Source organism: Micromonospora sp. IBHARD003 (assembly GCF_056106285.1).
In genome coordinates this window covers 232,059-246,889 of the sequence record NZ_JBWBBX010000001.1, presented here as the reverse complement: position 1 = coordinate 246,889, position 14,831 = coordinate 232,059, and the positions used below count along the sequence as shown (strand labels likewise).

The 14,831-nt window shown below is 68.9% G+C and carries 13 protein-coding genes; all 13 read left to right on the top strand.

Annotation, left to right across the window (positions count from 1 at the left end):
- Nucleotides 1-501, top strand: a complete 501-nt coding sequence (locus ACTWOL_RS00995) for a GPW/gp25 family protein (RefSeq protein WP_474293267.1) — start codon at nucleotides 1-3, stop codon at nucleotides 499-501.
- Nucleotides 488-2,437: a putative baseplate assembly protein gene (locus ACTWOL_RS00990; protein WP_474293265.1), complete on the top strand. Its 1,950-nt coding sequence runs from the start codon at nucleotides 488-490 to the stop codon at nucleotides 2,435-2,437. The genes ACTWOL_RS00995 and ACTWOL_RS00990 overlap by 14 nt, the downstream gene beginning before the upstream one ends.
- A 63-nt stretch (nucleotides 2,438-2,500) precedes the next feature.
- Nucleotides 2,501-3,133 (top strand): hypothetical protein, encoded by a 633-nt coding sequence (locus ACTWOL_RS00985; protein WP_474293263.1) that lies wholly within the window; start codon nucleotides 2,501-2,503, stop codon nucleotides 3,131-3,133.
- Nucleotides 3,134-4,333 (top strand): NADase-type glycan-binding domain-containing protein, encoded by a 1,200-nt coding sequence (locus ACTWOL_RS00980; RefSeq protein WP_474293261.1) that lies wholly within the window; start codon nucleotides 3,134-3,136, stop codon nucleotides 4,331-4,333.
- Complete coding sequence (locus ACTWOL_RS00975) at nucleotides 4,330-5,661, top strand: COG1470 family protein (protein ID WP_474293258.1); 1,332 nt, start codon at nucleotides 4,330-4,332, stop codon at nucleotides 5,659-5,661. The genes ACTWOL_RS00980 and ACTWOL_RS00975 overlap by 4 nt, the downstream gene beginning before the upstream one ends.
- On the top strand, nucleotides 5,658-6,341 hold the full coding sequence (locus tag ACTWOL_RS00970) for a Pvc16 family protein (protein ID WP_474293257.1): 684 nt from the start codon (nucleotides 5,658-5,660) through the stop codon (nucleotides 6,339-6,341). The genes ACTWOL_RS00975 and ACTWOL_RS00970 overlap by 4 nt, the downstream gene beginning before the upstream one ends.
- Nucleotides 6,338-8,302, top strand: coding sequence for an ATP-binding protein (locus tag ACTWOL_RS00965; RefSeq protein WP_474293255.1), 1,965 nt, complete (start codon nucleotides 6,338-6,340; stop codon nucleotides 8,300-8,302). Before ACTWOL_RS00970 ends, ACTWOL_RS00965 begins: the two co-directional genes overlap by 4 nt.
- Nucleotides 8,303-8,358: 56 nt before the next feature.
- Nucleotides 8,359-9,876 (top strand): hypothetical protein, encoded by a 1,518-nt coding sequence (locus tag ACTWOL_RS00960; protein ID WP_474293253.1) that lies wholly within the window; start codon nucleotides 8,359-8,361, stop codon nucleotides 9,874-9,876.
- Between the two features lie 55 nt (nucleotides 9,877-9,931).
- Entirely contained in the window at nucleotides 9,932-10,933 is a 1,002-nt protein-coding gene (locus tag ACTWOL_RS00955) for a hypothetical protein (RefSeq protein ID WP_474293251.1), read from the top strand.
- A gap of 214 nt (nucleotides 10,934-11,147) precedes the next feature.
- On the top strand, nucleotides 11,148-12,299 hold the full coding sequence (locus ACTWOL_RS00950) for a hypothetical protein (protein ID WP_474293249.1): 1,152 nt from the start codon (nucleotides 11,148-11,150) through the stop codon (nucleotides 12,297-12,299).
- 420 nt (nucleotides 12,300-12,719) lie between these two features.
- Complete coding sequence (locus ACTWOL_RS00945; RefSeq protein ID WP_474293247.1) at nucleotides 12,720-13,340, top strand: phosphoesterase PA-phosphatase; 621 nt, start codon at nucleotides 12,720-12,722, stop codon at nucleotides 13,338-13,340.
- Between the two features lie 85 nt (nucleotides 13,341-13,425).
- Nucleotides 13,426-14,223, top strand: a complete 798-nt coding sequence (locus ACTWOL_RS00940) for an alpha/beta fold hydrolase (protein WP_474293245.1) — start codon at nucleotides 13,426-13,428, stop codon at nucleotides 14,221-14,223.
- An 88-nt stretch (nucleotides 14,224-14,311) separates the two neighbouring features.
- The gene (locus tag ACTWOL_RS00935) at nucleotides 14,312-14,734 is read left to right on the top strand and encodes a hypothetical protein (RefSeq protein ID WP_474293243.1); all 423 of its coding nucleotides are present in this window, start codon (nucleotides 14,312-14,314) and stop codon (nucleotides 14,732-14,734) included.
- Nucleotides 14,735-14,831: the final 97 nt, after the last annotated feature.

Below are 14,831 nucleotides of genomic sequence, written 5' to 3'. Positions count from 1 at the left end.
GTGTCGGAACTCTTCATCGGCAGGGGCTGGGCATGGCCGATGGGCACCAGCCCGTCCGGGGGAGTGGCGATGGCCGAGGGCTGGCCCGAGATCGAGCAGTCCATCCGCCTCATCCTGGGCACCGAGCCCGGTGAGCGGCCCATGCGGCCGGAGTTCGGCTGCGCCGTACGTGACCAGGTCTTCGGTTCCTTCGACGCCTCCGCGAGCGGCGCCATCGCCGGGGAGGTGCGACGGGCGCTGGACCGCTGGGAACCGCGGATCGTCGTGGACGACGTCGACGTCGTCCAGAGCGCGGACGAGCAGGACGTCCTCCACATCCATGTCCGCTACCACCTGGCGAGCTCCAACAGCCGCCGCAACCTCGTCCACCCGTTCTATGTGATCCCTCCCCACGACCGGGACGGGACACCGGCCGACCCGGCCGCATCACCCCCCGGCGGCCTGGTTGTTGCCGGCTCGGCCCACGTTCCGCGAGAAGACCACCACGATGCCACTGCCTAGCCCGAACCTCGACGACCGCCGCTTCCAGGATCTGGTCGACGACGCCAAACGGTTCATCCAGCGCCGCTGCCCCGAATGGACGGACCACAACGTCTCCGACCCCGGAGTCGCCCTCATCGAGGCGTTCGCGCACATGGTCGACCAGCTCAGCTACCGCCTCAACCAGATACCCGACAAGATCCACCTGGACTTCCTGGACCTGCTCGGTGTGAAACTGCTGCCCGCTCAGGCGGCACGGACCACGCTCACCTTCTGGCTCTCGGCGGCCCTGGAGGCCACCGTCCGTGTGCCGGCGGACGCACAGGTCGCCACGCCACGAACCGGGTACGCGCCCGCCTCGATCTTCACCGTCGACCGCGCCCTGGACATCGTGCCCACCGCGTTCAAACACATCGGCATGGCCGAGGCCGGGCACGCCACGGTGCTGGTCACCGAGCGCTTCCAGGCCGGGGAGGGCATCACCTGCTTCTCACCGCGCCCCACACCGGGAGACAGTCTCCTGATCGGGCTCACCGAGGCCGTTCCGCGATGCGCGCTGGCGCTGCGCATCGACTGCTCCCTGGAGGGTATCGGCGTCGATCCCCGCCGTCCGCCGCTGGTGTGGGAGGCGTGGTGCGGCGAAAGCTGGGTCCCGTGCGAGATCGACCGGGATTCCACCGGTGGTCTGAACCGGCCCGGAGAAGTCGTGCTGCTCGTTCCGGAGGGCCACGCGCCGTCACTGATCGGCCGGCGCCGCGCCGCCTGGCTGCGCTGCCGCGTTGTCGAGCCCGCACCCGGACAGCCCGAGTACCTCTCCTCGCCCCAAGTCCACGGGGTGGAGGCGTTCACCGTGGGCGGCACGACCAGCGCCGTGCACGGCGAGATCGTCAAGGGCGAGGAACTGGGCGTCTCGGACGGCACACCGGGACAGCGGTTCGTCCTGGCAGACGCCCCTGTCGTCGCAGGCTCGCTGAGCAAGGTGACCACCGAGGGACGCGACGGCCGCCAGGACTGGACCCCGGTGGCGGCGTTCGCCGACTCCGGCCCGACGGACCGGCACGTGACGGTGGACGACGTCACCGGTGAGGTGCGGTTCGGCCCGGCCGTACGGGAACCGGATGGCACCGTGCGCCAGTACGGCGCCGTGCCGGCCATCGGCACGCGCATCACCGCCGCCGGTTACCGCAGGGGCGGCGGACGGGCCGGCAACGTCGCCGCCCACACACTGACGGTCCTGCGCACCCCCATCGCGCTGATCGGCCGGGTGGAGAACCGCACCGGTGCCGTTGGCGGAGTCGACGCCGAGACGGTGACCGCGGTCCGGCAACGCGCCGCACAGTGGCTGCGCACCCAGGAGAGAGCCGTGACCGCACGGGACTACGAGGCGATCGCACGAGCCGCTTGCCGACAGGCGGGCCGTGTCGAATGCGTCACGGAGACCGAGGAGAGCGGCGCACCACTGGTGCGCGTCCTTGTCGTCCCCCAGCGGCCCGACCGGCAAGCCGGCGAGAGCTGGCAGGAGTGGGTGCCCTCCCCGGCCATGCTCGACGCGGTGGCCGGCGCCCTCGATGCGGCGCGGCCGATCGGCACCCGGGTGGCCGTCAGCGGCCCCGCCTATGAGGGCGTGACGGTGGTCGCCGAGGTCGAGCCCGCACCGGGGGCGGACCGGGCAGCCGTACGCGACGACGTGCTGCGGTCGTTGTACACGTTCCTCAGCCCGCTGCCGTCCGATGACGGCCGGCACGAGGGCTGGCCGATGGGGCGCGCTCTGCGGACCAGCGACGTCTACGCCGTGGCGGCGCGCTGCGCCGGCGTGGACGCGGTGACCAAAGTGGAGCTGTACGCCGCCGACCTGGCCACCGGAGCACGCACCCAGGTCGACCAGCAGGTCACAGCAGGGCCGACAACGCTCTTCCTGCCGTACCAGCACCAGGTGGCCGTGACCAAGCCTCGCTAGGTCCTGTCCGGGCGGACAGGACCTGGAGCCTGATGACCACCAAGCACGAAAGGGGGAAACGCCATGAGGACACCAGGTGACAGCCACCACCGGCCGGCAGCCGGGGACAGGAGCGCCGCTGCGCTGCCGCCACTGGTCCCCGGCGGCCGGTCGCTGCGGGCCCTGCTGCCCGAGAGCTACCGGGCAGGCGACTTCGCCGACCGCTTCCTCGCAGGCTTCGACGACACGCTCAGCCCGCTGATGGAGACCCTGGACTGTCTCGAGGCGTACTTCGGCCCGCGGACCGCACCCATGGACTTCCTGACATGGATTCTGCGGTGGACCGGTACGGATCTGCCCGATGCCATCGGCACCGGTGGGCGCCGCAACGCCCTCCTGCTGGGACGCCGGCTGCACGGCCTGCGCGGAACACCGGCCGGTCTTGAACTCCTGGCCCGTGACGTACTGGACGCCACCGTGGAGATCACCGAGTCCGGGGGTACGTGGTGCGGCCCCCGGCCCCAGGACTGTCCGGCGGCGAACGACGGCGCGGCCCAGCCGTGGGCTGACGTGCGAGTGGGTCTGTCTCCCGCAGCTGCCGCCCGCTGCGCCGGCCGTACCAAGGACATCGAAGCGCTGGTACGGGACTGGCTCCCCGCGCACGTCACCGGTCAGGTCCGGGTGTCCGTGGCACCCGTCGGCGAGGATGTGGTCTGAGTGACGAGCGCATACGGAAACGGCGGCGCGGGACACATCAGGCACGGCGGTCGGGAACTGTGCGCCACCTGCGGGACACCCGCCTGCAGCGGAGAGATGTTCTGCGTCTCGTGCGGTGCCTATCTGGGTTGGGACGACACCGGCGCGCGTGCCGTGGTCCACGAACAGCCGCCGCTCTCAAGCACCACCGGCAGTTCCGGCTACGGCGCCGCGGGGGCAGCAGAGGCATCCCCGCAGCCGTCGTGGCAGCAACCGGCAGCGTCGTTGCCGTCGCCGGAGCATCCCCTGCCCGCCACCGAGGCCCTCGGCTCGGCAAGGCCGGCCGCCGCCGGCAACCAGGCGAAGCCACCCGACGTGGATGCCGCGGGGACCCATGCCGGTGCCGCGGCGTCCGACCTGTCGCACCTCGCCCCGGCGCCGTACGCAAGGGCGACGGACCACGCACCGCGGCACGCACGAGCACCGCGGACGATGCCTTGCCCCGAGTGCGGCGCTGACAACGACCAGGCGCGTCACTACTGCAGGTCCTGCGGCGCCGAGCTGCGGCCCGAACCCCAACCGCCGCACCCCACCGGGTGGCAGCGGCTGCGCCGGCAGTGGGACGAGCGCCCCCGGCCCTGGCATCTGGACCGCCGGTGGCTGCTCATCCCAGCCGCGTCGCTGCCGTTGTGCTTCGCCCTCGGCCTTGCCGTTGGATGGTCGCCCGAAGCGGTGCGTTCGGTGATCCCGGCGGTGCAGGACCGGTTCGCCCGCCAAGTGGCCGTGGTGCCGGGCACGGTGAAGGCAACCAGCGAGGCGAAGGGCTATCAGGCGAGCAAGTCGGTCGACGGAGTGGACAACCGTGCCTGGGCCCCGGCGCAGCGGGGAAAGGACGCGGTCGGCGTGTCTTTGACGGCCGGCTTCCCGCAGCCGTTCCGTCTGACCGGGCTCGTCATCACCAACGGAGCCGCCAAGAACCCCAAGCAGTACCTCGCCGTGGGGCGGCCCACCCGGATCACCGCAATCGCGGTCAAGGCCGACGGCACGTCCGCGCGCAAGCAACTCGGAATTGCCGACCGGCCCGGTCCGCAGGACTTCCGGTGGGGCGTGGACGACGTCGTCAGCGTGCGCCTCGAGATCAGCCGGGTCCACACCGGCCTCCAGCCCGGCACCCCGGTCGCGCTGGCGGAAGTGCAGTTCTTCACAAGGCAGGGGACATGACGCTGCGAGCCGAGCTGACCGTACCTGAGGCAACCGTGGTGCCCGGCACCACGGTGAGCGTCGATCTCCACGTCTGGAACGAGGGCCGCGTCGTGGACGCCTACGATCTGACGTTGCTGGGCCCGCCGGGCGAGTGGGGTGAGCGGGCACTCGGACAGCTGCCTGTTTACCCGGGCATGCACGAGAAGATCAAGATCCCCCTCTCCGTGCCCCGCAGCAGCGACCTTCTGCCCGGGCCCCTGGTCTTCGCGGTACGCGTCGCCTCCGTGCACGACCCGTCCCTCGTCGCCGTCCCCGAGTCCGCGTTCGACATCGGACCGTTTCGCGACGTGGAAGCGGAACTGGCCCGGCCGCAGACGGGCGGGAGGCTCTTCGGCAGCAACCTCATCACCCTCCGCAACACGGGAAACACCGTGGTCGCCGTGAGGCTGCGCTCTGCCGCGCAGGACGAGAAGGCACCACTGCGCTCGCGGATGCGCCGTTCCCGCGTGGTGCTCGGAGTCGACGAGCGAGCGCGCATCGGCGTCGTGCTGCGCTGCGCACGGCCGGTCGCGGTAGGCCAGGCAGAGAACTGGAACGTCAAGGTCACCGCCGAGTGGGACGGCGACGAGGTCCGCGAGAGGGTTTTCACCCATCGCCGGCGCCCCGTCCTGACGCCGGGAGGCTTGAAGGTGGCGATGGTGCTGGTGGCACTCCTGGTCGCCGGTGCGGCCTTGTGGATGTCCCCGCTCGGGGGCGGGAGCCGTGGCCAGCCCATGCAGACGGCGAAGGGCGCCGGCCAACTGGAGCAGGTCAAGGCCGACGAGGCCAAGGCCCAGCAGCAAAAGGAGAAGAAGGCGCAGGACGAGCAGAAGAAAGCCGAGGCGGCCAAGGCGCCGAAGAAGCGGCAGCTCCAGCACCCCCTGTTCGTGCAGACCGACCGCGGCAGCAAGGACAGCACCTACACGGTGGCCAAGGGCTACCGGTTGAACCTGACGACCGTGCAGATCACGGCCGCGGGCACCGGCACGCTGTTGCTGAGCGCCGATGACAAGCCCCTGGGAAGCGTCGCCCTGAGCCAGGCCAAAGACATCACCCCCAAGATTCCCGTCACCGTGCGCCAGGGACACACCGTGCGGATCACCGTGCAGTGTGAGGACACCACCAGCTCCCCGCCCGCAGCTCTCCCCTCGGCTTCGCCATCCCCCTCGCCGACGTCGGCTTCACCGACGCCCCTGCCGCCCTCCGACACCGGAACCTGCACGGCCACGGCACTGGTGACCGGCGAGCTCATCCCCGAAGAACTGGCCCCCTCCGCGGGCGGCACACCCCGGGAGGGCGCCCGGTGAGCCTTGTGCACCAGGTCGACCAGACCCTCAAGACGGAGCTGGTACGCGGCCCGCTGAAGGCCGCCGACATCCAACTGTCCTTCGACACACCCGACACCGACTGGGCCGCACGACGCTCCGGCCCCTGCGTCAATCTCTTCCTGTACGGCATCGAGGAGGACACCTCCCGGAGCCAGTCGGGCGGCGTCAGCGTCATCGACGAACAGGGAAGCGTCGTCGCCTACGCCAGCCCGCCACGCTACTTCCGGCTCACCTACATGGTCAGCGTCTGGGCGCATTCCGTCCAGGACGAGCACCGCCTGCTCGGCAGCCTCCTCGAATGGTGCGTCCGCACCGAAGAACTGGTTGCGCACGACGCCGAAGAAGGCATCGGCGGCAGACGACTGTCACTGGCCCTGCGCGAGGCAGGCGACACGGACCAATCGGCAACGTCCCGGTTGTGGTCCACCCTCGGGATCGCCGCCCGGCCCGTACTCGATCTCATGGTCACGGTTGCCCTCGGCGGGCCCGCCAAGGAGAAGGGGCCGCCTCCGGTCAAGGGCATGCGCCTGAGGACACGGCAGATGACGGACACCACGGGGACCGCCGAGGCCCCTGCCGCATCGGCAGCAGACACAACACCAAGGGAATCACCGGCCGGATCATCCGCACGCCGCCGCAGCGTCGAGGAAATCACATGACTCCCCCCGACCCGAACCGCGGCAGTGGCACCCCAGGCCGCACCGGCCTCCTGGAAAGCCGCCTCGCCGTCATCGAGGACCGTCTGCGGTCGCTCTACACCCAGCGCACCGCCGGCGAGGACGACGGCCCCCCGGATCCCCTGGGGTACGCCGGGGCCCCCACGGGCAGCTGGGACCCCCAGTCGTACGGCGACAAGGACCCGCTGGCCCGCTTGGCCAAGGGGTTCAGGCTGAGCCCGGTGGACGCCGATCTGCTCGTCTGCGCCGTGCTGCCCGAACTCGACACGGTCTGCGGCGCCGCGTACCGGATGATGAGCGGCGCCAACTCCTCACGGCCCACCACCGCCCTGGCCCTGGACGTCCTGGGCATCCCGCTGGCCACGGGCGCGTCGCGTGGCCTGCTTCGGGTGAACTCGCCCCTGCTGACCGGCGGACTGATGGAGTACGAGAACCCCGACGCCACCTGGCCCGACCGCCTGCTGCGGGTACCGGACCGAGTCCTGGACCACCTCCTCGCAGATCGCGACCATGTGGTGGCCCACGCCTTCAGCCCCCACCTGCAGGTGCTCGGCACCATGGCGGACCAGGCCGAGCCTGCCGCCCTCACCGCGCTCCGGGACTGCCTCGCCGACGACGCGAAGGCCACCGCGGGTGAGAGGACCGTGTACATCCAGGACGGCATCAGCGGGCTCACACTCCCCGCCGTCTGCGCTGCCCTCCGAGAAACAGGCCACACGTCACTCATACTGAACCCGGAGGGCCTGGAACATGCTCCGGACGACTTCACCGACTCGGTGGTGAGGGAGGCACGGCTGCTGCACGCGGCCGTCGTCGTCCCCGTCTTCATCGAACCGGACGCACGGGAAGCCGTCACCCTGCGCACCCTGATCACACATCTGACCCGGGCGTCGCTGACAACCGTCCTCTACGGCAGTGGCACCTTCGACGCCGAAGCCTGGGGCGCGACACCGGTGGCCTGCCTGGATCTCACAAGCATCCCGAGGCCATCCAAGACGCACCGGTCCGACATGCACCCTCCAGCGCGAGAACGACTCTGCACGACAGCGGCCGCCGCCCTCGACCGGGCACGGCGCCACGCCGCATTCGAGGCGCGCACCCTCCCCTTCGAGCAAGCCCGGCAGATCTCCCGCAGCAGCGCCCTCAGGGACCTGGGGCGTCTGGCCCGACACATCCGGCCGGACATCGCCTGGGACGACCTCGTGCTGGCACCCCTGGTACGCGAACGGCTGGAGGCACTGACCTTCCGGATCAGGCACCGGTCGCGGGTGCTCGGGGAACGGAACCTGCGCCGCGGCGGCGGACGCGGCTGGGGCGCGACCGCCCTGTTCGCGGGCGAGTCCGGCACGGGAAAGACCATGGCCGCCGAAGCCGTCGCCGCCGAACTGGGCATGGACCTCTACATCGTCAGCCTGCCGATGCTGGTATCGAAATACATCGGCGAAACCGAGAAGAACCTGGAAAAGGTCTTCTCCGCCGCCGAGTCGCTCAGCGCCGTCATCCTCTTCGACGAAGCCGACTCGATGTTCGCCAAGCGAGGCGCCGTACGCGACGCCAACGACCGCTACGCGAACATGCAGAGCGCCTATCTGCTGCAGCGCCTCGAGTCCTTCGACGGCCTCGCGGTCCTGACCACGAACCTGCGCTCCAACATGGACAGCGCCTTCACACGCCGTTTCGACGAGGTCATCGAATTCCCCAGCCCGGAAGCGGATGTCCGTGCCAGGCTCTGGCGGAAGTTCCTCGGACCGGATCACGCGGACACCGGGGACATCGACCATCTTGCCGCCCGCTTCAACCTCGCCGGCGGCAGTATCCGGTCCGCCGTCGAGACCGCCGCCTTCGCCGCGGCCGCTCAGGACAGGGACCTTTCCATGAAGGACCTGCTCAAGGGAATCGAAGTCGAATACCGCAAGCTGGGCCGGCTCTTCAGCGACCCCTGACCACCACGTCGCCCCGAGCACACGGCCTCACCCCAGGAAGGAGGAACACCATTCCTTTGACAACGGCTCACACCAAGCCCACCGAGAAGGCGAAGAACACCACCTCCGCCGTCCCGCGGCCCCCGACCGTCTCCGCCTCCCCCGGCCGGTCTCCGTCGCCCCATGACATCGCACAGTTGGAGTACTGGAAGCAGCAGGGCGCCCACCGCGAGGCCGTGGACATGCTGCAACGCGCGGACTCCGACTGGGTGGCCGCCAAGAAGGCCTATGCCGGCCGGCCGGGACGCCCCATGCTGAAACTGACCCAGTTCCGCGAAGCCTTCGTCAACGCGCTCCTGGACTCCATCCTCAGCGCGTATCCAGGCGCCTCCAAGCATGCGGTCGGAAGCCAGAACGAGACCTCCGACTACGACGTCAGCCTGACCGGCGGACGCGGGACATGGGCGGCCATGAAGGAGTTCAACACCGTATTCCGCCACAGCTGGGGGAAGGAATCCGGGATCGTCTTCGACACCAACGTGTACGCGGCGACCGATCCGCCGGCGGCCGGGCGGCACACCCCCGACGCTTCGCCGACCGAAGGCGACCGGCAGTGGCAACACGCCCAGGAGGCAGCATCGTTGTCGAAGATCCGCAGGTTCATGGACGCCCGGGAGTGGCAGAACCACGTCACCCAGATCGTCGAACGCATCATGACCCCATCACCTGCGGGAGCACGCACGCCGGGGATCCGGTTCACGCAGGCCATGCGGGCACGTGCCACGCTCAATGCCGCCGACGCCCTGTACGGCAACTACCTCCGCAGTGTGACACGGATCCTCACTTCCGAAGGGCATGCGCCGAGAGGCACCCGGACCGACGAGGACTTCGTCAATGCGATGGAACACCGGGACGAGAACGCCGTGATGCGGGCCCGCAACCTCCTGTACGCCATGCACACCCGCGGCGCCCAGAACACCGAACGCTCCTTCCTCGAAAACGGACCGTCACCCCAAAGCCAGGGCACCTGGCGCTCCCAGGCAAGCATCGGCGAGCTGAACTCCCAGGCACTGCTCTACGCGATGGAGGCCTACCACTCTTCAGGGGCCGTCTTCGACGTGGTGTACCGCCAGCAGGCCGGGATACTCGGCCGATCGGACCTCGTGCTCTCCGACTACGTCCAGTCCTTCAACGAACAGGTCGGCGACACGCTGAAAGACCTCCAGCACTACGGGAACGATCCGGGAAAGGCGTTCTACCAGAGCGCCAAGTACATACGGCGGATGACCATTGCCGCGGACGAGGTACTGCAACGATGCGGCGGCACCCTCGATCCGCAGGCGTCGGCATTGCTCGGCGGATTCAAGGAACTGAGCGCCAAGGACGGAGTCCTCCTGCGCCTCCGCGGCGGCGCGGACAGCGAGTTCGCCGGCCGCTCGGACCAGCAGAAGGCAACCGTCGCGCTTGAGTACACCCGCGACATCCTGGGCAGCAGCTCGCTCCGTGACTTCCGGCGGAACCTGTTGCAGGTGGCTGTGGCTGTCCACGTCCTGTACTGCACGCAGAGTGCGTCTCGCCTGCCGACCGCCTCATGAAAGCGGTGGGCCCACAGGGGCGGCGACAGGTCTCGACAGAGGTGGAGGATCACATATGACCGAGGCTCAGTACCTGCGCCGAAACGCTCCGGGTAGAAGTCCGGTGAAGAAGAGGAGGGATGTCGCCCACCATCCGAATCCGCAATCCACCGCCGCCTTCAGTACGCAGCAGGAGGCGGGCCTGGACAAGTGGACGAGGCAGGGAGGCATCCAGGCCGATATTCGGAAGAAGCATCACGGAGAACGCCTCGCCATACTCAGGAAGACAGCGCAGATCACTGCCGAGGGTATGAGGGGCGGTTTGCCGGCAGGAGCTCAAGTGCTCCATGTGGATGTGACGCCCAACCTTGCCGACGTCGTCCTGAGCGCCTTGCCGGAGGGGCTTCAAAAGCCGGCCACCCGACGCATCCTGCAGTACGAACTCTCCCCGGAGATGCTTGAGGACAAGGGTAAGAGCTTCATCGGAATGGGCGCCTATCGCGTGTCCCGATGTGAAGGGAGTAGTACCTTCTGGCGGTACTCGTGCGATGTCGGTGTCGCCATCACGCCGATTGGTGATGCGCAACTGAAGACGACGACCGATGCATCGATGGAGCGCACTTGGGAGGGCACGGGAAGCCTGGCCGACAGCCGGTCCAAGGTGACCGGACCCACGTACACGGCCGGGCTGGTGGGAGGCCATATGCCCGGTGCGACCACCAACCTTGCTGTCGCGTACAAGAATGAAACAACGAAGAACATCTCCAGCACCAAGGGGTTCGGTCGCAGCAACAACATCAAGTACCCGGCCGGCACTGCCGAGTACATCACGGATGCCGAGCTGCAGATCTCGATCAAGTACAGCAAGAAGTCACGCGCGTGGTCCAAGTGGGCCCGAGGTCAAGCGGACAAGGAGCTCGTCCTGGACCAGCGGGGCTGGAACTCCGACGGTGTGGTCGAAAACATCCCGGAATTCGGAAGGATCTTCCGCGTTGCTGTCACATACGCGCTGCCTGCGGCGCTCGTGAAGCAGCCGACGGACGTTGGCTCGGGTGTCGGCACGCCGGAGGGGACGTAAGGAGTGCGCTCAGGGGCGAGCCGTCAGCTGTTCCGCCCCGCCGGGGCCCCGAGTCATCCGGTGTGCCTCACCGTCTCACGCGGTGGCAGCCATAAGGCTCGGAGGCGCCGGACGCATCCTGAAACGCCGGGGCCGTCACTTCGACGGCTCCTCACAGACAAGGCGCCTGAACTTGGAACACGAACACCTGCAACGTTCCTCTCCGAATACCACCGTGAAGCACTCGACATCGCGCCCTCGTACCGACCGCTTCGGTACCGGTGGCCAGGGGCTCCCCGGACTGCTGTGGAACAGGGGCGTCGAGCGCAGGGAGCGCGAACTGAGCGCCAGGTTCGGCATCACTCTCGGTCCCGGCGACGACGGTGGCGAGCACTTCAGCCACTCCGAACTCAACAAGCTGGACAAGGTACTGAGCGGGCTCCCTGAGAACGACCTCGACAACGACAGCGGTGCCTTGCGGGGCATCGTGCGCGGTGGAGGGCAAGGCGGCATGGTCAGTCTCTACGACCCCGACACCAGCCAGGTCCACGTCCAGCACCCTGCCGGCATCCCCGCCTGGCTGTACACCCGGCTCCAGAAGGGCTCCGGCTGGCAACGCCGCCTCATGGACCTCGGCGCTGCCAGCGGCCTCCAGGGCCTGACTGCCGGACAACGGTGCTCGGTCGTGGGCCACTCGCACAGCCGCCGCCAAGTGATGGGCGGTGCTCTTGCCCACGGGAGCCTGCTCGGCTGGACACTACGTCACGAGATCGGCCATAGCGTCGACGAGCGCCACCGATGGTTTCTGTTCGAGGCCGGCAAGCCCGAGTTCGGGGGCTGGCTCACTCACCTGGCCCCATACGGGTGCGTTGCGGTCGCCCGCGCCTTCCTCGCACCCCACGGGATCACCGAGGAGGTCGTCTGCGACTGGCTGGCCAGGCGTATCGAGCCTGACCCCGACGGTCGCGTGACGCTGAACGACCTGGCCGGTGACTTCACCCGGGACTGGCCCGCGGTGGCACAGAGCATCGGCCGAAACGGCCTGCGGCAACTGGTCAAGGACCTTTGGTTCGCCACTGCCCAGCCCTGGATGCTGCCTGACGGCGGAGCCTCCCGCCTCACGCGTGACGGACGCATCTACCAAGTCGACCAATACGGTGACTGGTGCAGCTACCTGGCAGCGGCCCGTGAGCATCTCGTCTCGCCCTACCAGTTCTCGGCCCAGGGTGAGTGGTTCGCCGAGGCGTACGCGGCCTACCACGATCCGGTGGCAGGAAACGCCCCCCGCCACCGCCTCCACCCGGACGCCGCAGCATGGTTCGCAGCGAAAGCCGGCGGCACGACCGCGGCGCCGGGTAGTTCCACCCGCACGACCGGCAGGGCGTAGAAGACCAGTTCGGCGCCTCTGAGTGCGGCCCTCAACGCCCTGGTGTCGTACCGCCCTCGAAGAGCCGCGGCACGAACCCGACATGGGGCAATCCTCACGGGGATTCCGTGATCCGCCAAAGCGTCCGATTCGGCAGTCTTGCTGCTCGCCAGGAAGGCGATTGACACGGTCCCCCTCGGCTCGCCCACCGTACCTTCCTCCACGGTGGGCGAGCGGCCGATCCCACCTACTGGCCGTGCTGGTCATGCCGTTGCACGCCGAAGGGCCCGGACGCTCCTGCTGAACACTGCCGCGTCCGGCCTTCTGCGGGTCCAAGAAGGGGGAATTGCCTGAGTGAGAGGGCAGTTGCGTGAAGCTTGCCGGCGCGTGCGCATCCATCCGCGGGGGATTCCGCGTTCGCCGCGGCAGCCGGAGACCCGCGTGAGTGCCTTCACCCCACCCGCGCCGCCCTCTTACGACCGAGCAACTCCGCGCCTGAAGGCGGCCCTGCTGATCACGGACGTTCTGGACCCGGCCCATGTCGGTATCGCGTTGCTGCTCCTCGTCGGATGGCACAGCACACAGAGTCCTGCCGGACTTGGCTGGGGCCTGCTCGCCGTGTTCCTTTGCATCGTCCCCCTCACGCTCCTTCAGATCGGCATGCGCAACGGAAGGATCACCGACCGGCATGTGCGTGTACGCAGACAACGCATCGCCCTGCTTGTGGCCGGCCTGGCCCCGGACGTCGCCGCCGTTGCGCTCTTCCACGCTCTGGATGCGCCTCGCGAGATGTCCGCACTGGTCATCACCGTGCTCGTGGGCCTGATCAGTACCCTCGCGGTCACCGTGTGGTGGCAGATCTCCGCACACTGCGCCGTCGTCGGCAGCACGGCCGTCATCCTTGTGGCGTCCCACGGCTGGACGCTGCTTCCCGCAGTGTCCGTACTGGTCCTCATCGTCGGATGGGCCCGGCTCACCCTGAAAGCCCACACCCTTCCCCAGATCACGTGCGGAACCGCGCTCGGTGTGACGACTGCCTGCGTCTTCGTGCTCCTCAAGTGACGGGGAACCTGCGCACCGCGCGGGCGGACCTCGGATGTGCTCCCCGAAGTTGGGATGCGCGGACGGGTAGTTTCACGGGCTTGCCGTGATCCGGAAGGACTTCTGGTGGGCGAGGCTTGGGCTCTGGAACGTACACCAGCCGGCGATCGACAGCCGGTTGGACTCCCGCATCGAGTACAGGGGTTTGAGAGTAGTGGCAGATATTGTGCTGGTTCACGGCCTGTGGGCTGATGGCTCGAGCTGGAGCGAGGTGATCCCGAGGCTGCACGCCGAGGGGCACCGGGTTCACGCCGTGCAGCTGCCTTTGACGTCGGTGGAGGACGACGTGGCCTGCACCCGCCAGCTGGTCGACCGCTTGCCGGGGCCGGTGGTTCTGGCCGGGTGGTCCTACGGTGGCGCGGTCATCACCAACGCGGCTCAGGGGGCGGCGAATGTGTCCGCTCTCGTTTATGTGGCGGCGTTCGCCCCGGACAAGGGTGAGAACGGCAACGACATCCTCTCGCGCTTCCCGTCCGCCGTCGGCGAGGCGCTGCGCGAGGACGCCCAGGGCCGGTTGTGGGTTGACGCCGAGCAGTACGGGCCGGTGTTCGCCGGGGACCTTGACCCGTCCCGGGCCGCGGTGCTGGCCAGTGTTCAGAAGCCGGCTGCTCCGGCCTGCTTCGAGGCGCGCTCGGGCGAGCCGGCCTGGGCGAGTATTCCCTCGTGGTACGTGATCGCCGAGGACGACCGGGCGCTGCTGCCTGCGGCGCAACGGTGGATGGCCGAGCGCATCAAGGCGACCACCACGGGCGTCCCGGCGAGCCATGCGGTGCTGGTGTCCCATCCGGAACGGGTTGCCGAGGCGCTCGTTTCCGCAGCCCAGTCCCCCTCACGCACGGCGTGACGGGCACGGGGGCGCAGATGCGGATGGGCTCATACGCCCTTCGTCCTGCACGCCGCAACGACACCCACACGACAGGAGAGGCGATCCCATGCATGTAACGCGGACAGGTACGGCCGGCACCGCACACGAAACCGACGAGTCCTTGCTGCGGTTTGCTCTCAAGCTGGACGGGTCGGTGTCCGGTGCCGTCGCGCTGCTCAGTCTCCTGGGCGCTCGGCCGATGGACGAGTTGCTGGGCCTGCCGGCGTGGCTGCACTGGGCCCAGGGCGGATTCCTGGCGGTCTACGCTGCCGCCCTGTGGTATGCCGGCACCCAGCCTCAGACGATCCGTTGGATCGCCGTGAGCGCGGTGGTGCTCAACGTCATCTGGGCGGTGGGCTGCCTGGCGATCGCGACGGCCGGATGGTTTCCCATCACCGACTTGGGAGCCTTGTATGTCGGCTTCATCGGCATCGCCGTCGCGGTCTTCGCCGCACTGCAGGTAGTCGGCCTGCGCAGGGCCGCAGACTGACGTCGCTCTGCCGGTGCGCTCGGCTCACGGCACCGACCGCCGTGAAGTCGGGCGCACCGGCAGGTGCCTCGCTCGCTGCCCTGATCTCGCTGCGCGC

Coding starts and splice junctions, on each gene's coding strand:
- ACTWOL_RS00975 (WP_474293258.1), top strand. CDS start 4,330: ATGACGCTGCGAGCCGAGCTGACCGTACCTGAGGCAACCGTGGTGCCC.
- ACTWOL_RS00985 (WP_474293263.1), top strand. CDS start 2,501: ATGAGGACACCAGGTGACAGCCACCACCGGCCGGCAGCCGGGGACAGG.
- ACTWOL_RS00955 (WP_474293251.1), top strand. CDS start 9,932: ATGACCGAGGCTCAGTACCTGCGCCGAAACGCTCCGGGTAGAAGTCCG.
- ACTWOL_RS00990 (WP_474293265.1), top strand. CDS start 488: ATGCCACTGCCTAGCCCGAACCTCGACGACCGCCGCTTCCAGGATCTG.
- ACTWOL_RS00935 (WP_474293243.1), top strand. CDS start 14,312: ATGCATGTAACGCGGACAGGTACGGCCGGCACCGCACACGAAACCGAC.
- ACTWOL_RS00965 (WP_474293255.1), top strand. CDS start 6,338: ATGACTCCCCCCGACCCGAACCGCGGCAGTGGCACCCCAGGCCGCACC.